Annotated in this window: 15 protein-coding genes; 10 read left to right on the top strand and 5 right to left on the bottom strand. The window is 44.4% G+C overall.

What is annotated here, in order from left to right:
- The first annotated feature begins 59 nt into the window (after positions 1 to 59).
- Entirely contained in the window at positions 60 to 755 is a 696-nt protein-coding gene (locus QUB52_RS14900; RefSeq protein WP_265234222.1) for a potassium channel family protein, read from the top strand.
- Between the two features lie 380 nt (positions 756 to 1,135).
- On the opposite strand, the gene QUB52_RS14895 is transcribed toward QUB52_RS14900, so the two are convergent.
- Positions 1,136 to 1,405, bottom strand: a complete 270-nt coding sequence (locus QUB52_RS14895) for a hypothetical protein (protein ID WP_265234221.1) — start codon at positions 1,403 to 1,405, stop codon at positions 1,136 to 1,138.
- A 776-nt stretch (positions 1,406 to 2,181) separates the two neighbouring features.
- Here QUB52_RS14895 and QUB52_RS14890 point away from each other — a divergent pair.
- Positions 2,182 to 4,131: a hypothetical protein gene (locus tag QUB52_RS14890; protein WP_332973417.1), complete on the top strand. Its 1,950-nt coding sequence runs from the start codon at positions 2,182 to 2,184 to the stop codon at positions 4,129 to 4,131.
- A gap of 260 nt (positions 4,132 to 4,391) precedes the next feature.
- Here the strand turns inward: QUB52_RS14890 and QUB52_RS14885 are convergent, their stop codons facing one another.
- Both QUB52_RS14885 and QUB52_RS14880 read right to left on the bottom strand, forming a co-directional pair.
- Positions 4,392 to 5,072 carry a class I SAM-dependent methyltransferase gene (locus tag QUB52_RS14885; protein ID WP_332969848.1) on the bottom strand — a complete coding sequence of 227 codons (681 nt, stop codon included), beginning with the start codon at positions 5,070 to 5,072 and terminating at the stop codon, positions 4,392 to 4,394.
- 129 nt (positions 5,073 to 5,201) lie between these two features.
- Entirely contained in the window at positions 5,202 to 6,380 is a 1,179-nt protein-coding gene (locus tag QUB52_RS14880; protein ID WP_332973416.1) for a glycosyltransferase family 2 protein, read from the bottom strand.
- A gap of 159 nt (positions 6,381 to 6,539) precedes the next feature.
- Here QUB52_RS14880 and QUB52_RS14875 point away from each other — a divergent pair, with 159 nt between their 5' ends.
- The 3 genes from QUB52_RS14875 (at position 6,540) to glcD (ending at position 9,372) form a co-directional block, all read left to right on the top strand.
- Complete coding sequence (locus QUB52_RS14875; protein WP_265234216.1) at positions 6,540 to 6,932, top strand: transporter; 393 nt, start codon at positions 6,540 to 6,542, stop codon at positions 6,930 to 6,932.
- A 66-nt stretch (positions 6,933 to 6,998) separates the two neighbouring features.
- Positions 6,999 to 7,883: a DUF6671 family protein gene (locus QUB52_RS14870; RefSeq protein WP_265234215.1), complete on the top strand. Its 885-nt coding sequence runs from the start codon at positions 6,999 to 7,001 to the stop codon at positions 7,881 to 7,883.
- A gap of 13 nt (positions 7,884 to 7,896) precedes the next feature.
- A complete protein-coding gene (gene glcD / locus QUB52_RS14865; protein WP_265234214.1) occupies positions 7,897 to 9,372 on the top strand; it encodes a glycolate oxidase subunit GlcD in 1,476 nt (491 codons plus the stop codon).
- Between the two features lie 59 nt (positions 9,373 to 9,431).
- Here glcD and QUB52_RS14860 read toward each other — a convergent pair whose 3' ends face one another.
- The gene (locus QUB52_RS14860) at positions 9,432 to 11,342 is read right to left on the bottom strand and encodes a PAS domain S-box protein (RefSeq protein WP_332973415.1); all 1,911 of its coding nucleotides are present in this window, start codon (positions 11,340 to 11,342) and stop codon (positions 9,432 to 9,434) included.
- A 451-nt stretch (positions 11,343 to 11,793) separates the two neighbouring features.
- Between QUB52_RS14860 and purH the strand changes: the two genes are divergently transcribed.
- Complete coding sequence (gene purH / locus QUB52_RS14855) at positions 11,794 to 13,338, top strand: bifunctional phosphoribosylaminoimidazolecarboxamide formyltransferase/IMP cyclohydrolase (RefSeq protein ID WP_332973414.1); 1,545 nt, start codon at positions 11,794 to 11,796, stop codon at positions 13,336 to 13,338.
- 78 nt (positions 13,339 to 13,416) lie between these two features.
- On the top strand, positions 13,417 to 14,367 hold the full coding sequence (locus QUB52_RS14850; RefSeq protein ID WP_265234211.1) for a 2OG-Fe(II) oxygenase: 951 nt from the start codon (positions 13,417 to 13,419) through the stop codon (positions 14,365 to 14,367).
- 237 nt (positions 14,368 to 14,604) lie between these two features.
- Here QUB52_RS14850 and QUB52_RS14845 read toward each other — a convergent pair whose 3' ends face one another.
- Entirely contained in the window at positions 14,605 to 16,086 is a 1,482-nt protein-coding gene (locus QUB52_RS14845; RefSeq protein ID WP_332973413.1) for an ankyrin repeat domain-containing protein, read from the bottom strand.
- Between the two features lie 96 nt (positions 16,087 to 16,182).
- On the opposite strand from QUB52_RS14845, the gene QUB52_RS14840 reads away from it, so the two are divergent.
- The 3 genes from QUB52_RS14840 to QUB52_RS14830 all read left to right on the top strand — a co-directional run bounded on the left by QUB52_RS14840 (position 16,183) and on the right by QUB52_RS14830 (position 18,063).
- Complete coding sequence (locus QUB52_RS14840; RefSeq protein WP_265234209.1) at positions 16,183 to 16,653, top strand: DUF4079 domain-containing protein; 471 nt, start codon at positions 16,183 to 16,185, stop codon at positions 16,651 to 16,653.
- A 308-nt stretch (positions 16,654 to 16,961) separates the two neighbouring features.
- Positions 16,962 to 17,444, top strand: coding sequence for a type II toxin-antitoxin system antitoxin SocA domain-containing protein (locus tag QUB52_RS14835; protein ID WP_332973412.1), 483 nt, complete (start codon positions 16,962 to 16,964; stop codon positions 17,442 to 17,444).
- Between the two features lie 4 nt (positions 17,445 to 17,448).
- Complete coding sequence (locus QUB52_RS14830; protein ID WP_332973411.1) at positions 17,449 to 18,063, top strand: type II toxin-antitoxin system PemK/MazF family toxin; 615 nt, start codon at positions 17,449 to 17,451, stop codon at positions 18,061 to 18,063.
- Positions 18,064 to 18,081: the final 18 nt, after the last annotated feature.

Below are 18,081 nucleotides of genomic sequence, written 5' to 3'. Positions count from 1 at the left end.
GGAGGCGGCGCTGTCTTTGCTACAATTTAAACAGCAAGACGCTCAGCGCTGGATATTCAGTGAACCTGTCATCTTTGAATTTTTTTAGCGGTTTGCGCGCCGAAAACAAGCAGTTTGCCGTTATTGGTTTGGGACGCTTCGGCAAAGCTGTGTGTTCGACCTTGCATGACTTGGGTTACGAAGTCCTCGGGGTTGACACCGACGAAAAAAAAGTAACTCAAGCTTTGAACGATCGTATAGCTGCTCACGTTGTGCAGTTAGATTCTACTGAGCCTAGCGCTCTTAGGGGAGCGGGTATATTTGAATTTGAAACAGTGATTGTGGCGATCGGCAATTACCTAGCAGAAAGCATTACCACCACCCTAAATCTTAAGGAAGGCGGGGTAACTCACGTAATAGCCAAAGCTTCCTCGGAAACTCATTTGAAAATTTTGAAAAAAGTCGGCGCCGATCATGTAGTTTTTCCCGAACGAGAAATGGGCTGCTCTTTGGCTCGGATTCTTACAAAACCCAGCATTTTAGAACGCTTTGACCTCGACCCAGATCACAGCATTGTCGAGTTGCTCGTTCCTGAAAAGTTTGACGGCAAAACCATTGCCGATTTGGATCTCCGGCGCCGGTACGGTTTGAACTTGCTAGCAGTTGGTCGCGCCGACAAGTTCGAGATCAATCCCCAGCCAAACGAACGCTTGAAAAACGGCGAAGTGATGGTAGTAATTGGTTCTAATAAAGATATCAATCGCTTGCCAATTTAACATCTCGCCATTTGACTTGCTCGATATGTAGGGTGCGCATTGCGCACCTTATATTATGTGCGATCGAACAACCACATTGATCTTATAAATTTTCAACCGAAATATCTAAGGATCGCGCATTAAATAATTCACACAAGTTTATGGGGTGTCCCGCCCTTTCTGCCCTTTCTGGACGGGCGGGACATCCCACAATCACAATTTAAATTGTAAGTGATTTAATTCGCGATCCTAAATTGAATTTTACCAATGCTGGGGTTGCTTTTGCAGTTGCAGATTCCTCTGAAAACACAACCGAAACAATCACCAAAAGCGAATTTTTTCCAGGAAGTAGAAGCACCCGTGAACCCTCCCCCAACTTGAGGATCGCTAGCCCTGAGAATTCAGTCTACTTTCAAAATATCTTGCAGGTAAGCTTTGCCCAAAACCAGCACCGCCAAGACTAGAGCGAGTTCAACAGGCCAAGGACACACCGCGAAAAACCAAATTAACGAACACACCCCAATAATTGCAGCTATGGGAGCCGGAATCCCGTCTAGCGTTTTGTTATCAGTCCCAGCAGTCACCAGCCCAGCAATCAAGCAGAGCGTAAACGGAATTAAGCAACTTGCGATCATGGTTTTTACCCCATCAATTTTTTTTACATATGGCATCTGAGCATATTGTAACGATACCTCAAAGATTCGGAAATGTACCATTAATTCTGATAAAATTTAATGTTAGGTAATTGATCCGCTGTGGCAAGACTTGTTTAATTTTTAGCTTTGACTCTCTCCGAAGGCATAAAGTAGCTCCGCTGAAGGCAGAATTTGGGAATTTTGCTTTCGGCAGAAGTAATGATGCTCCCACGCCGTAAAACGGCAGAAAAGCCCGCCCTACGAGGGCGAATCCAACGAAGAGGATCGCTTTGATCCGGCAGACTCAACAGCCGACGAAAATCAGTAAAATGCGATCGCCCCGCTAGCCTTTCCCTCGATCAAACAACAGAGGAGATTGCTGTTCGGGCGATCGACTTTTTTGTGTTCGAGTGTGCGATCGGTCTTTTCTTCCCCATCTCTAACTTAAAAATAAATTCCCAAGCGATTAACCGCCTTTTTTCCCACCATTAATTAATATAAATAATCCACAATACAATAGTTCGGACAGTTTTTTAACGGCCCTGTAAGCCGAGGGCGAGGAAGCCCTGCCATTTTTAACGCATTTTAGGAAACTTAGCGCTGCACTTAAACCTTGAAATAATAGTCCACAATATAGCCAGTCTGGGTTGCGGACACTCGACTAGATCTAAAACTGTCCGAAGTATTGACAATAAATTGACGATAATAACACCGTATTGTATAATCAAAAACGCTCCAGAGCAAAACCGCAAATACTTGACAACTAATCACTTCAAAAGTTAACTATTTAATAGATAAAACTCCTACGAGCAATGATGTCATACCTCATCTCATTTTCCTACGGTATTTGCCTGCTACTATCCCTCATAGGTTGGGGAAAAGTCCTCAACCACATCCTGTTTCCCAACCAGCGAATTGACTGGGGACAAAGAGCCGCTTGGGGTCTAGCTTTTAGCGTTATAATTGGCGGCATCTTAAATGCAACCTGGACTATTTCCCAAACCACAATTCTAATTTTTTTAGGTTTAGGACTCATTTACTGTCTAGTAGATTTAGTAAATCATAGACAATTAATTATTAGCAATATCTTGCAGCTATTTCAAGAATGCCGCCAAGATAAAATCATCTTAGCAGGCATTGCCATAGTTAGTCTACTGATTTTAATCCAATATGCTGGATGGCTTTATACAGGTAGACTCAACTTTGCAAACATGGTCTATGCTGACGGATTTAATACCAGCGACGACTACCACGCCTACTTAGTATTTCCCCACAAAATGCTGCAACTCGGTTCGATGGGTCCAGACCCTTTCAGCGAACGAAGAATAACATCTTTGGGTGGGCAATCATTTCTCCATACATTGATTTTAAGCGGGCTTTCCGACACTAATTTAAACCTCATCGACCCCGCTTTGCCCCTGATAATTACTGTCGGACTAATTCTGGGATTTTTCAAAGAAAATAAAGCCTCAACCAAACGGATCTTATTCACTATTTTATTCTTGCTTTTGATTGCAGTTCCCAAAGCTAATACTACAAGTATGATGCTGCCAGTCGCATTATTTGTAAGTTTGTTTAGGACGCTTGATAGCAAAGAAATAGAGCGCAACCATTGGGCGGCCAATGCTTGTATATTAGCTTTAATTGGTGCGGCACTTTGTGCCTTAAAATCATCCCTAATTCCCGCCTGTGTCTTTCTGTTGGGAGCGAGTTACATTTTATCCTTTTTTAGCTCTCAATCAAAACAAAAAATTGTACTTGAATTAGTGCTGACAACAGTGTTAGTCGGAATATTTCTGTTGCCTTGGATGATTTCTATGTATCAATCGTCAGGCACTTTAATGTATCCTATTTTGGGAAAAGGCTATCACGCCTCCGCCTACGGCATTACCTTCAAATCAGGTTCGACACTATTGGGTATTGCTAAAACTGCGATCGCATCTTTCCGAGGCATTTACATTATTATACTGATATTGCTCGGCTGTTTGAGCTTGAGCATCCGACCTCTAAATTTTGGCAATTTACCCGAAAAACCCTCGTTCTCGAACCGCCAAGCAGTTTTATCTATGACAATTGCAGCGGGATTGGCGACAATTGCTGTAGGCATACTTACTGAAAATGCTGACCCTTTTCGCTATTCGTTTTCTCACCTTTTCCCAGCAATTTTAATATTGATCACGGTAGCAATGACCGACACGGGAGCATTAAATAAAAACGGAGTAGCCAACTTTTTTATTGTTGCTGTATTTTGTGCGGGGTTGGCAATTAGCTATGACTGGGCTCTCACTAAACAGACTTATTCAGCTTATGTGAAAAATATTCAATTTGGGCTAACAAATCCATCGTTAGTTACAGCAAAGCAAAAGTCGCAGTACGTAGCAATGCAGGAGTCTGTGCCACAGGGAGAAACAGTTTTAACAAGATTAGATGCACCTTTTATCCTCGATTTCAAACGCAATCAAATTTTCCTAGCAGACTGGCCGGGGGGAGCGAGTTTGCCTCCCGGTATGCCTGCATTCAAAGGCCCTGAAGCCTTGGCAAACTATTTAGTTTCAAAATCTATTCGATACATAGCTTATTCGTCTTGGAGTCTCAATCATCCCGCAGATGTAGATACTTCGGGGCCTGGATTGTCATCTTGGTTTCGACTGCAAGCACAACTCTCTCACGACTTTCGGGATAACGTGCAGGAACTTGCAAAAACTCGAAAAAAACTTTATGAAGACGGAGAAAATTTTGTGCTGGATTTGGGAACTAAATGATCAAGTAAAGTGCCTAGTGAGTTGACAGTTGACAGTTGACAGTTGACAGCTTGCACGTTCGCGTAGTCGAAGTGTTATATCATGTCCGGTCAATTAACCGTAATATGGTAGTACCGCCGTATCGAGGAGATAACTCAATACGGTTCATTTAAGATTGTCCGAAGAGAGGAACGAAGCAATCGCAGTGTGTATTTTTCATAGGTTTTCCCTGTTGGAATCTCTGATCCCAAGCGTATTGCGAGATAAACTCGGACATGATATCAAATGGGATTTTTTACATAAAAGAGCAGATTGGATATCAAACCGAGAAGCCGGAAATGTCTGGTAGAAACTTGAGCATCTGCTGGCAGCATCTTTAACACATCTTTCTCGGATAAAAGGTTGAGATTCTCCTCTTTGGCGAAAAAGTGCTTGCCGAGCAATCTCAACAAAGCTCGAAACCAAGAGGCGGGAAACCAGTGTATTAGGGGAACAGCAGTGTGAAATTCTACTGGATACCAGCGGTTGGGAGTGGTGATGCAGCAAGTTTTGCCGACGCGGCAAAGTTCCCGAATAAAAGCTTTTTGCTGAGTCCTATTGCCGACGTGTTCGATTACGGCAAAACTCACGACTAAATCAAAACTTTTGTCGGGAAATGGTAAAGTTAACCCGTCAGAACGGACGTATTTTAAACCGGGATATTCTTGTTCTAAAAAGGCAGCATCTTCCATGCCGACTGCGGTAATTTTTTGAGGGTACGGATAGAGTTTTTCAAAGAAATTGCAATCTTCGCGGCGGTCGGAAGTTACTCCTACATCCAGCACAGTTGTGTCGCCGCTGGGATTGGCTAATGCCATCAGCAAATCGAACATTTTTTGGCGGGCGTACCAAGATAGTTTAGTTGCGAAACCGCCTAGTTTTGGGCCAATATACTCGCTGGAGTTTTTTTCGGTTACTGTCATAGGATTTGAGGTTTTGGATGTACTGGCAACATGGGTAAATCCTGATTTTTATCGACAGATTTAACACAGCCTTTTAGCTATTCAAATCATCTTTATGAAAGTTGTAACAAGATTTGAGATTTAATTATTTTATCTGCGCTTCAAGCCCAGCACGCTGAGAAAAAAGCTGGACAGAACCATCTGTAAACCTACTGTCAGGCAAGTGAGCGAAGGAATAACTAAACGGAGAGTTTTAGAAGGGTCTAGAGAACCGAAAGCTGTATCGCTCCAAATAGTTAATGACAAGAACGAGCCAACTATTCCGATTAATATTAGCGTGACTCCGAATATTAATCCTGTCTCTAGGGTGACATAGCGAAATATTTTGTTGAGTTTGGGGTCTTCGGGTAGCAGTTTCTCGCTGATGGCGAAAACTTTGGTGAAGAAGGCGAAAGTTACTGCTTGAAAACCGACGATAATTGCGATCGCAGCATACAGCAGTGTATTTACATCAAAGTTGATACTCCCGATTTTTTGAGTACCGGGCAACAGCCAAATGCTAACAATTAGACCCAAAATCATCAGGGCTGCACCGGGATACAGAAACAACCACCGGGGACTGTACAGCAGCAAAAATCTGAGGTGCCGCCAGCCATCTCGCCAAGTTCGCAGGTGCGGTGGCCTGGTGCGGCCGTCGGGAGAGAGTACCGTTGGGACTTCAGTGATTCCCAACTTGTACAGAGATGCCTTGACAACCATTTCGCTGGCAAATTCCATACCCGTTGTTTGCAAGTCGAGTTTCAAAATTGAGTCTCTCCTAAAACCCCGCAATCCGCAGTGAAAATCCCCGGCGGGACTTGCAAAGAATAACTGCCCAACCCATGTCAGCACCGGATTTCCTAAATATTTGTGCAGCGGCGGCATTGCGCCCGGTTTGATGCCTCCTTGAAAGCGGTTTCCCATGACTAAATCGCAGCCTCCCCGCAATTTTTCGACAAAGGCGCCGAGGTTGGAAAAGTCGTAGCTGTCGTCAGCGTCGCCCATGATAATATAAACTCCGCGCGCTGCGATGATGCCCCCCATCAGGGCGCTGCCGTAGCCTTTGGCTGCTACGGGTACGACTCGCGCCCCCATTCTGGTAGCGATATCTTGAGAACCGTCAGTGCTGCCGTTGTCTGCTATGATTACTTCGCCGGCAATATCAAGTTCGCGCAGAGACTTCTGCGCCTTCTCGATACAGATTTCTAAAGTTTCTGCTTCGTTGAGGCAGGGCATGAGTATCGAGAGTTCGAGAGTGTATTCCCCGCTGGCGTTGGTCTGCTCTGCCATATGTTTGTTTTACTGTTGCTGGCGATCGACAATACTTACTTTTCCAGTATGTATGCTTAAATTATTAGTGGTGAAGAAAACTCAACAAAACTTAATTAAAGTTTTCCAGGTTTTTGGGAATGGCAATTTTTGCTTGTAGTAATATAGGTTAGTGAACTTATGAATAGAGGCGTTTTTCTGGTTTTGCTCGCTGCTATTTTGTGCAGTGTGGTGGGTCAATTTAGTCTGAAAGCAGGAGCAAAAATCTTAGGGCCCATTGGCGCTGCTAATTTAGTGGAAAAAGTGCTCGCAATGGCAACTCAGCCTTTGATAGTTGCAGGCCTGTGTTTGTATGCAGTTTCTTCGATCGGCTTTATCGTAGTTTTGTCTCGCGCCAACATTAGCATAGTCTCGCCTTTGCTGTCAATTAGTTACTTGTTTACTGTTTTGGGCGGTAAAATTGTATTCCATGAACCTTTGCCACCGCTGCGGTTGGTAGGCGTGGGGCTAATTATGACGGGAGTAATTTTTGTACTCAGAGGTCAAGCTGGGGGAGTGGCTGGAGGTAATTAATACCATTTGAGATTTGAAATTTATCGGGGTGTATCTGAGTCTTGTGTTATGAAATGATGCTGCTCTATGTCGAATATTTCTGAGTATGTGAATTGCAGTGAATTATTAATAAATCGCACGGCTGTTCTTGCTACGATGCACCAAAAAGAACGGGTGATTGCTCCTATTTTGGAACGAGAATTAGGCGTAACAATCCTAGTACCTGCGGATTTTGATACTGACATCTTCGGCACCTTCACCAGAGAAGTTAAACGTTTAGGTACTCAAATAGAAGCAGCACGGTTGAAAGCAGAAAAAGCTCTAGAGATTGCGGGCGAAACTCTGGCTTTTGCTAGCGAAGGCACTTTCGGCCCTCATCCAATGATGCCGTATCTGGCAGCTAATAGAGAAATCGTAATTTTATTAGATCGAGACAACAATCTAGAACTAATCGGTGAATCTTTGTCGGTGGAAACTAATTACAGTCACCAGTTAGTTTCGAGTATAGAAGAAGCAGATAATTTTGCTAAACAAGCTGGATTTCCCGAACACGGAATGGTGGTTATAGTTGGCGAGGCAGGACTCGGTAATGGTGAAATTGTCAAGGGCATTACGACAGAAAAACAACTTTTTGATGCTGTATCAGCCGGCTTAAACAAGTCTTCAACTGGTCGAGTTCATGTCGAAACAGATATGCGGGCGATGTACAATCCAACTCGGATGAAAAATATCCAAAATGCAACTCTCGATTTAGTTAAAAAATTCCAGCAATTCTGCCCGGAGTGCGGTTGGCCGGGATTCGAGATTGCTGAGAGGAAAATCGGGTTGCCCTGCGGACTTTGCTATTTTCCGAGTCAGTTAGTGCGATCGACAATTTATCAATGCAAAAACTGCGGTTATACTAAAGAAGAACTGTTTCCCGACGGTCGAGAGACTGCCGATCCAGCTCAGTGTCAGTATTGCAACCCTTAAAATTAAGTTACTAATGATAGCCGTAGCAACCGAACGCAACTGGAAACCCGTTATTAAAGAATTTGAGGCTGTAGTCGGCAAAAACGGCGTAGTGCAGCGCCGTGAAGAATTGATTGTATACGAGTGCGACGGACTCGCCAGCTACCGCCAGCGCCCCGCCCTGGTGGTATTGCCACGAACTACCGAGGAAGTGGCAAATGCGGTCAAAATATGCGATCGCAATTCCATTCCCTGGGTAGCTAGAGGCGCAGGAACCGGGCTTTCCGGCGGCGCTTTACCCGTAGAAAACTGCGTGCTGATTGTCACAGCCCTGATGCGAAAAATCCTGAAAGTAGACTTAGAAAATCAGCAAGTAGTCGTACAACCGGGAGTAATTAATAACTGGGTAACGCAAGCAGTTAGCGGCGCAGGTTTCTACTATGCACCTGACCCTTCCAGTCAAATTATATGCTCGATTGGCGGCAACGTTGCCGAAAATTCTGGCGGCGTGCACTGCCTCAAATACGGAGTCACGACCAATCACGTTTTAGGATTAAAATTGGTACTTCCTGACGGTTCAATTGTCGATGTCGGCGGCGAAATTCCCGAAATGCCCGGTTACGATTTAACTGGTGTATTTGTCGGTTCCGAAGGCACTTTAGGAATCGCTACAGAAGTGACTCTGCGAATTCTGAAAGCGCCGGAATCGATTTGTGTTCTGTTAGCGGATTTTCCCAGCATTGAAGCAGCGGGCGAATCGGTTTCCGATATTATCAGCGCTGGGATTATTCCCGGCGGCATGGAAATCATGGACAATATCAGCATCAATGCTGTGGAAGATGTAGTAGCAACAGGATGTTATCCCCGCGATGCGGCGGCAATTTTACTGATAGAAATAGACGGTTTAGAAGTGGAAGTTGCTACGAATAAGCAGCGAATCGCTGATATTTGCAAGCAAAATGGAGCGCGAAATATCACTACGGCCCATGACTTGGAAACGCGGCTGAAAATTTGGAAAGGGCGGAAAGCTGCTTTTGCGGCGGCGGGTCATCTCAGCCCGGATTATTATGTGCAAGACGGCGTAATTCCGCGCACGCAAATGGCTTATGTTTTGAAAGAAATTGAGGGTTTGAGCGAGAAATACGGCTACCGAATTGCGAATGTATTTCACGCGGGAGATGGGAATTTGCACCCGCTGATTTTGTACGATAACTCGGTAAAAGGTGCGCTGGAAAAGGTGGAAGAATTGGGCGGAGAAATTCTCAGGCTGTGCGTGAAAGTCGGCGGCAGTCTTTCGGGGGAACACGGGATCGGTGCTGATAAGAAGTGTTTTATGCCGGATATGTTTTCGGAGGTAGATTTGGAGACGATGCAGTGGGTGCGTCATGTGTTTAATCCGAAAGGTTTGGCGAATCCTGGAAAGATGTTTCCGACGCCGAAAACTTGCGGGGAAGCGGCTAATGCCAAGGTTGAAACTATGAAGAAGTTGGAGGGTGTGGAGGTTTTTTAATTCCCCAGATGCAGACGGCGGTTTCAACCGCCGTCTGCATCTGCATCTACAAACAATTTTTATTGTGGGTAACTACACGAATGTGCGATCGGCATTTTGATCATAAATTCCGTGCCCTTGCCCAATTCCGAAGTACAATATAATTGGCCGTTGTGTCTTTCTACAATAATTTGATAGCTAATAGATAAACCCATTCCCGTGCCTTTACCAACGGGTTTGGTAGTAAAAAATGTATCGAATATGCGCTGCTTGACTTCCTCAGTGATTCCCGGCCCGTTGTCCGCAATTTTGATTTCTACAAAATTCTCCGTAACTTCTGTGCAAATCTTAATCTGGCTGGGATTCTCACGCATTTCTTGAAAACTTCGCTGACTATTCCCATCACCTAAAGCATCGATCGCATTGCTGAGAATATTCATAAAAACTTGATTGAGCGGCCCCGCAAAACACTCCACAGGCGGTAAGTTTCCGTATTTTTTAACAATTTCAATTGGCCGCATTTCACCGTTTCCTTTCAAACGGTGATTTAGTATTAACAGCGTGCTGTCAATACCTTCATGGAGGTTGACGGGTTTCATCTGTGAATCGTCGTGCCGCGAAAAATTCTGCAACGACTGGACAATCTGGCAAATCCGCTCGATACCGACGCTCATTGAAGATACGATTTTGGGGAAATCTTCAACTAAAAAATCGAGCTCATTCTCTTCTATTTTTTGTTGAATTTCTGCAACTGGATTGGGATAGTGTTGTTGGTAAAGTTCGAGGTAATTAAACAAGTCTCTAGTATAATTTTTCAGGTGAGCAAGATTGCCGTGAATGAAGCTGACGGGGTTGTTGATTTCGTGAGCGACTCCGGCAATGAGCAATCCTAAACTAGACATTTTTTCACTCTGCACTAATTGAGAATGAGTCGCTTTGAGTTCGTCAAGTGCTGCTGCTAGTTTAGCTGCTTGTTCTCTGCTTTGTGCTTCGGAATTTTGTAAGGCTTCCTCGGCTTTTTTGCGATCGGTGATGTCTCTCTGTACGCCGATAAAATGAGTTAATTTGCCTGTTCGATCGCGCACCGGAGATATTGAGAAACAATTCCAGAAAGCGGTTCCGTCTTTGCGGTAATTCTTTAATATTACCTTGCATTCGCTCTCTGTTTGTAAGGCTTGGCGAATTATTTCTACTGCTGCGGGATCGGTGTCGCTTCCGTACAAAAATCGGCAGTTTTTTCCGAGAATTTCTGGCCGCCGATAACCTGTCATGTTTTCAAAGGCGGGATTGCAGTAAATAATCGGATGTTCGGGATTAGTGGCGTCAGAAATCGTAACTCCGGTGCTGGTAGCTGCCATAGCCCGATCGTACAACCAAAGTATTTCTTCGGCGCGCTTGCGATCGGTAATGTCCCGCAGCGTCGCTAAATAAGCCATTTCTCCTTCCCATTCCGTTTCCACCAACCGCATTTCTACCACAGCATTTTCTTGCTGCTTGCGAATAACTTTAACTTCTGTTTGCACGACACGAATTCCTGCTGTAGCTACTTTGCCAATTTGGGGAATAATATCTGCATTCATCTCCAGATCGCAAGCAGAACATTCTACTAGCAAACCACCAAAAAATTCTTGACCTAAAAGTTCCTCCGCTGTGCAGTTGAACAGCGCTTCTGCTGACTGGTTTACAAAAGACACAAGTCCGAATTTGTTGACAATTGCCATGCCGTCTGCATTCTTTTCGATCGCATTCCGAAACCGAGATTCGCTAGCTTTCAAATCCTGCTTTAGCTGTTCTATTGCTCGCTGCATCTGCTGCATTTCGCACAAACTCAGACTGTAAGCTTCTGAAATGTTGGTCTGTGTCGAATTCTCGGTTATGTTTTGGGGCATCTCTTGATAGTTTGTTCGATCGGTGAGGTTGTTAGCAGTTTGTTTCGGCCTACTGCTAATATTACTGAGCTTCTTTTCTGAATCTGCTTCTTGAAAAAACATATTTGAACCTGCTATTTTTTTATTAAGATATCGCTCTCGCCCAATTTTTCCACTAATTTAGGGATAGAACAATTTATAACCGATGCTAGCACATCAATTTGATAATTAATCCTAAAATATCCTTAAGATTCTAGAGCGATCGCCATCGAATTATCTATTACACTTGAGTAAGTAATTTCAACAGCATCGGCCCTGGCGCGGGACACGGCAGTTAAGGGGAAAGATGGCTTCAATCCCGCTGACAGCGGACAATCTAACAGGATCGACGCGCCCGTTATAAATATTTATAATCAACTGCAAAAAAAAATATTTTCTAAAAAAATATGCTGCCAACAAGCCAAGTCATCTTTAGATAATGTAATCATAGTCAAAAACTACCAAATTATTCCCCTACCGCCAGATTTGATATAGAATATAACCTGTCTATTTTTGCGATCGCAATTTCAAACCAATGGCACGTCTAGCACTTCTGAGCGTATCCAACAAAACCGGGCTAATCGACTTAGCGCGCAGTCTAGTAGAAGAATTTGAATTTGACATAATTAGCAGCGGCGGGACAGCAAGCGCCCTCAAAGAAGCGGGAATCCCCGTCACCAAAGTTGCGGAATATACTGGTTCTCCCGAAATTTTGGGCGGGCGAGTCAAAACACTTCATCCGCGAATCCACGGAGGTATTTTAGCGCGCCGCGATGTAGCGCAAGATATCGCAGATTTAGCCGAAAATCAAATTCGGGCGATCGATCTAGTTGTAGTGAATTTGTATCCGTTTGAACAGACAATTGCTAAACCGGGAGTTACTCTAGCAGACGCAATTGAACAGATAGATATCGGCGGGCCGGCGATGCTGAGAGCTTCAGCTAAAAACCACGCTCATTTGACAGTTTTGTGCAATCCTGACCAGTACAATACTTATTTAGCAGAACTTCGGCAAAATGGCGGGGAAGCATCCTTAAAATTCCGGCAAGAGCGCGCGCTAGAAACATTTGAACATACAGCAAACTACGATCGCGCGATCGCCAATTATCTCAGCAGCCAATCCGAGGCTGAATCGAAGCTACCAGAACAGTTTAATGTATCGGGAACAAAGCTGCAAACACTCCGCTACGGCGAAAATCCCCACCAAGCGGCCACCTGGTATCAAAGCGGAACTACACCCACAGGCTGGACAACTAGCACCATCCTGCAAGGCAAAGAATTAAGCTACAATAATTTAGTAGATTTAGAAGCAGCAAGGCGGCTGATTGTAGAATTCCCGGAGACTCCCGCCGCAGCTATTCTGAAGCATACAAATCCTTGCGGCACAGCCTTGGGAAAAACTATTTCCGAAGCGTATCAAAAAGCTTTTGACACTGATTCAGTCTCAGCTTTCGGTGGAATTGTCGCCCTCAATCGCCCGATTGATGCTGCTACCGCAACGGCGTTAACTAAGACATTTTTAGAGTGTATTGTCGCCCCAGGCTGCGAACCGGAAGCGGAAGCAATTATCAAGAAAAAGGCGAAAGTTAGAGTATTAATTTTGCCAGATTTGACTCAAGGCCCAGCACAAACTGTGAAAGTAATCGCAGGCGGTTTGCTGGTGCAAGACTCGGATAATGTAGTAGAAGAAACTAGCAAATGGCGCGCAGTTACTGAGAAGCAGCCGACGGCTGAAGAGTTGGCAGAATTGCTGTTTGCTTGGAAGGTAGCGAAACACGTTAAGTCTAATGCGATCGTTGTAACGCGCGATCGCACTACAATCGGTATCGGCGCCGGACAAATGAACCGCGTGGGATCGGTTAAACTAGCATTGGAACAAGCGGGAGAGAAGAGTAAAGGAGCGATTTTGGCCAGCGACGGCTTCTTCCCCTTCGATGATTCGGTAAAAACGGCTGCTGAGGCTGGCATAATTGCGATCGTCCAACCGGGAGGTAGTATGCGCGATAAAGATTCCATTGAGGCGGCTAACCAACTCGGAATCACAATGATGTTTACCGATATCCGCCACTTCTTGCATTAGGAATAATACCCTATAGTAGGGACACAACACTGTTGTGTCCTTCCAGAATTGCTTCCCAAATTGCGTCCTTTAAAAATTATGACTTACAGTCAACAGCAAATTCAACCCCAAGACGTAAAAGTTAAAATCCTGCTCACCGGCGGACATCAGTGCACCGTCATTCTCAAATCCGACACACCATTATTGCACAGCCTAGTCAAAACATTAGTCGATCGCACGCAACAGACAGTAGGGTTTTCAACCTTATTCCAAATCCCCATAGACGACGGGCGTTCCAGCCTTTCCTTTCCCGCCGAACACCTAGTCGGATTAGTCACAGAACCCCCAATTTTATTGCAGCAAATACAGCCGCAGCAGCTAGCAATTCCCGTAGAAATTCCTGTAGAAATTCCTGTAGAAATTCCCGCAAAAATTCCCGCCCCTGCGCCTGTAAATGATGACTTAATATCTCGATACGCCCAAATTGACAACTTTCTCACCGCCGCCGAAAAGAACAAACTCATCAAATATGTTTTAGCAAAAGAATCGGAATTTGTGAGTACCAGCACCTCAACAAATGCCGAAGATTACCGACGTTCGATGGTACTCCACTCCTTCCCCGAATTTTCGCAATTGATGGTAAATCGCATCAAAGCAATTCTCCCCGATGTGCTGCGTAAATTAAATCTACCATCATTTACGCTTGGTGACATAGAAGCTCAGCTAACTCTGCACAATGACAACAACTTTTATAAACTTCACAACGATAGCGGTTCACCAGATACCGCCACCCGATTTTTTACTTACGTTTATTATTTCAATCGAGAACCGAAGGCTTTTTCAGGTGGCGAATTGCTGATTTACGATAGCAAAGTCGAGAACAATTTTTATGTTGCAGATGAGACATTCAGAACCGTGGAACCTCGCAATAATAGCATCGTATTTTTCCTAAGCCGCTATATGCACGAAGTTTTGACAGTTAGCTGTCCCTCGAAAGCTTTTGCTGATAGTCGTTTTACTATTAATGGCTGGGTGCGTAAAGCTGATTGAGACTTGTTGCATAAATATTTTATGAATAGCCCAACCGCAGATTTAAGGCAGATAAACGGAGATAAACGCAGATAATTTCAAGATAAAACGGCGGTTGAAACCGCGCCTACAAAAACAAAACCCGCCTCCGTGGGTTGAAGAATGGACGGTTAACATGATTTTTTTTATTGACACCGCATTTTCCTCAGATAGGACGTACGGTTTCAACCGCCGTTTACGTCTCCCGCGATGCTATATTTACTCTTGTGCTCCGGCATTTTTGAGCAATTTCACCACAGTGGAATAACCTTTAAACTCAGCTAACATTAAAGCTGTATAATTGCCCGGATTTTTGTGATTTAATTCTGCACCAGCAGCGATTAAAATCTTGACTAAATCAGTATAACCGCGATGGGCGGCCCACATCACAGCGGTTGCGCCGGACTCATCGAGCAAGTTGACATCTGCGCCTTTTTCGACTAATATTTGGACGATCGCCAAATAACCGCGATCGCACGCCTTCATTAAAGCAGTTTTCCCCAAATCCGCCGGGATATTCGGATCTGCACCGCCGTCAAGTAAGGCTTTCACCGTCTCAGTATGTCCGTGAAACGCAGCCAGAGTCAAAGCCGTCTCCCCAAAGTTTTTAGCATTCAGGAAATCAGCCTGATTAGAGTTTACTTTTTGCAGCAAAGCTGATACGATCGCACTATGACCGTGAACAGCCGCCACCAGCAAAGGCGTATCGCCCAACCGATTTCTCGCACCCACACTAGCACCTCGGTTTAACAGCAATTCCACCACATCTTCGCAGCCTTCAACCACGGCAAAATTCAACGCAGTTTCGTCATCTCTGTCCTTAGCGTTGATATCCGCGCCAGCATCTAGTAATATATGTGCGATCGCGAAATTTCCCCCAGCAGCCGCCGCCATCAAAGCCGTGCCCCCATCTCCACTTTTCACATTCGGATTAGCACCCGCAGCCAGCAAAGCTCGCACCGCATCAACATTGCCACAATCCGCAGCCAAAGTTAAAGCAGTTTCGCCCTCTTTGTCGCGAATTTCCAAATCAGCACCAGCGGCTAGCAGCGCCTCAACAACAGCCAAATTGTCCGCCGTAGCAGCCTGCATTAAAGGAGTTTTGCTCTGTAGATTTTTAAGATTAACATCCGCAGCGCAGTTCAGCAAAATTCTGAGAATTTGCGCGCTACCTTGACTAATAGCTGAAAACAACATAGAATTATCAGCAATAGCACCCGCATCAGCCAAAGCTTGAACAACAGCTTCGTACCCGGACAAAGCAGCTATTTTCAGAGCCGAATCTCCATCTTGATCTCGCACATTCACATCAGCATTAGCAGCAAGTAAAAGCCGCACAACATTGATATCGCCTTTGAGAGAAGCCGCCATCAAAGCCGTACTCCCATCATCATTTTTAGCGTCAACATCAGCACCCGCAGCCAACAACAGCCGCATAACATCAGCCTGTTTGTGAGCCGCAGCCAACATCAAAGCCGTCAGGCCAAAACGCCTGCTCGCGAGGTTGACATTAGCGTCATTTTTTAGTAAAATACGCACAATTTCCGTATAGCCCTTTTGGGCCGCAAACATCAAAGCCGTCGTCCCCTCAGAGTCTTTGGCGTTAGCGTCAACACCCTTAGCGAGTAAAGCTTGGACGTGAATAATGTTACCAGTCTTGGCAGCTTGAATCAATACAGCGTTTTGTTTAGTGGCAGGCATAATAGTCTCTCATACCGTATATTTTTACCGTCGCATGAGACGGCATGACTGGTATGCTAAGTTTTATGAAGTAAGTTGAAAAATCCTGAGAACACCATGAATCTTGAAATTCCTGAGTCAGTAAAAGTTTGGAGCCAATTCTTCCACCCAGTTTTAATGTGGGTATTGCTGGCAATCTCATTGTATGCTTTGTATCTCGGCGTTCAAATCCGCCGTACCAGAAGTGCCGAAGGTGAGGTCAAAAAAGAGTTAATTAAGGGCAAATTCAACATTAAGCATCACCAGATGGGATCTTTGCTGCTAGCCTTGATGGTAACAGGGGCGATCGGCGGAATGGCCGTCACCTACATCAACAACGGCAAACTATTTGTGGGAGCCCACTTGCTAGCCGGCTTGGGAATGACCGCAATAATTGCCATTTCAGCCTCTCTGACTCCGTTGATGCAAAAAGGTAACAATGTTGCCAGATACACTCACATCTTTCTGAATGTGGGGCTCTTAGGGCTGTTTGGCTGGCAAGCGGTAACAGGCGTCGAAATCGTGCAAAGAATTATCAGCAAGATGTAACCGTTAAAGTACGATTCAGGACTTGCGCGCGGGTGTCCAGAAACCGGGTTTTTCACGAAAAGACGCATTGTAGACGTAAATTCTGCAAAAAACCCGGTTTCTTTAATCGCAGTGCGTAGGGTGCGTCGCGATCGACAATCCCTCGATAAAAATCCACAATCTCACAGCGACGCACCTTGGTTATTCAACGGTTGAATAAACAACCCTCTCTTTTACTCTTTCCCAACAGTCGCAAAGTGCGTCGCAATGAGATTATCGATGGAATTCATGAATTTTTATAGCGACGCACCCTACAAACAATCAAAGCCATGCTAGAAACCCTCATCAAGTATTTTGTTTTCGCCACAAAAGGCCACATTACAAAAACGCAATTAATCAAGTTTTTGTATTTGGCCGACCTTTATTCTGTCAAATGGACAAACAAACAGCTTACGGAGCTAAATTGGCGTTATTATCACTATAGCCCTTGGAACGAAGACATCATTGTTGCCTTAAATCAAATGAATGGCAAAACAATTGTGCAAGAATCTGTCGGAGAAACCATATTTATCCGACTTGGTGCCGAAGCAGGTAATGTCGATGATTTAGAATTACCTGTAGGACTAAAACTAATGCTGGACAACATTCGCAGAGAATGGGCAGGATCAGGACAGGATAAAATCCAGAAGTTACTAAAGTATGTGTACAGCACTGCGCCAATGATTGAGGTTAAAGATAGCCATCAACTAGAGCAAGTGGTGAGGCTGAATCTTGAGACAGAAAGACAAAAGTTAATCGATGAATTAGGGTGATAACGTGGCTGGAAAAACACCTCGTCAAGGTTGGATTTATTTAGTAGATCCCCAGAAAGTATCTCTTCGTTGCCTACACAATCACAATCACATTTATGATTTAAGTGAACCAGGGGAGATTGAATGCAAGACTGTTCATTGCACCATGATAATTAATTCTAGTAGATTTTTGCGGGGAGAGCATCATTATCTGTTTTGGGAAATTGACCAATTTCAAGATGACGCTGAATGCCTACAAACTTTTACGGTGATTCCCTTAACCTTCCAAGAAACCTGTAAAGGTTTGCCAACAGCCTATCCGATTAACTCGACTAGCAAAAATGGTCTCGATCATAATTCATTGGCTTTAGTGCATCAGATATGTAGTATTGATGCTAATTCCTTTAAAGACTCCCAAGGGAATTGGTTTGAGCGAGTTGGACAAGTGGATAAAGGAGATAAGGATTCGATAGAGGAACGTTTAAAGTATTTTTTGAATCTTGGGGATGATTCTAGTGATGATTGGTTGATAAACAATGTGTCTATGGAAGTTTTAGAGAAAGTTTTTGATTATTTGCCGAAGGATATGACTAAAAATATTGATTTAGAAAAAGTCATAAGTGATCTAGAATTATGGTGAGTGAATGAATAGCGTTAA

The sequence above is a fragment of the Microcoleus sp. A6-C6 genome (genome assembly GCF_036705955.1).
Lineage (GTDB): Bacteria > Cyanobacteriota > Cyanobacteriia > Cyanobacteriales > Microcoleaceae > Microcoleus.
This window is presented reverse-complemented; position numbering and strand designations above follow the sequence as displayed.

Excerpts from the sequence above, each read along its gene's own strand:
- QUB52_RS14890 (WP_332973417.1), top strand. The coding sequence starts at position 2,182 with ATGATGTCATACCTCATCTCATTTTCCTACGGTATTTGCCTGCTACTA.
- QUB52_RS14835 (WP_332973412.1), top strand. The coding sequence starts at position 16,962 with ATGCTAGAAACCCTCATCAAGTATTTTGTTTTCGCCACAAAAGGCCAC.
- QUB52_RS14845 (WP_332973413.1), bottom strand. The coding sequence starts at position 16,086 with ATGCCTGCCACTAAACAAAACGCTGTATTGATTCAAGCTGCCAAGACT.
- QUB52_RS14880 (WP_332973416.1), bottom strand. The coding sequence starts at position 6,380 with ATGGCAGAGCAGACCAACGCCAGCGGGGAATACACTCTCGAACTCTCG.
- QUB52_RS14840 (WP_265234209.1), top strand. The coding sequence starts at position 16,183 with ATGAATCTTGAAATTCCTGAGTCAGTAAAAGTTTGGAGCCAATTCTTC.
- QUB52_RS14885 (WP_332969848.1), bottom strand. The coding sequence starts at position 5,072 with ATGACAGTAACCGAAAAAAACTCCAGCGAGTATATTGGCCCAAAACTA.
- QUB52_RS14875 (WP_265234216.1), top strand. The coding sequence starts at position 6,540 with ATGAATAGAGGCGTTTTTCTGGTTTTGCTCGCTGCTATTTTGTGCAGT.
- QUB52_RS14850 (WP_265234211.1), top strand. The coding sequence starts at position 13,417 with ATGACTTACAGTCAACAGCAAATTCAACCCCAAGACGTAAAAGTTAAA.
- QUB52_RS14860 (WP_332973415.1), bottom strand. The coding sequence starts at position 11,342 with ATGTTTTTTCAAGAAGCAGATTCAGAAAAGAAGCTCAGTAATATTAGC.
- QUB52_RS14870 (WP_265234215.1), top strand. The coding sequence starts at position 6,999 with ATGTCGAATATTTCTGAGTATGTGAATTGCAGTGAATTATTAATAAAT.
- purH (WP_332973414.1), top strand. The coding sequence starts at position 11,794 with ATGGCACGTCTAGCACTTCTGAGCGTATCCAACAAAACCGGGCTAATC.
- QUB52_RS14895 (WP_265234221.1), bottom strand. The coding sequence starts at position 1,405 with ATGCCATATGTAAAAAAAATTGATGGGGTAAAAACCATGATCGCAAGT.
- glcD (WP_265234214.1), top strand. The coding sequence starts at position 7,897 with ATGATAGCCGTAGCAACCGAACGCAACTGGAAACCCGTTATTAAAGAA.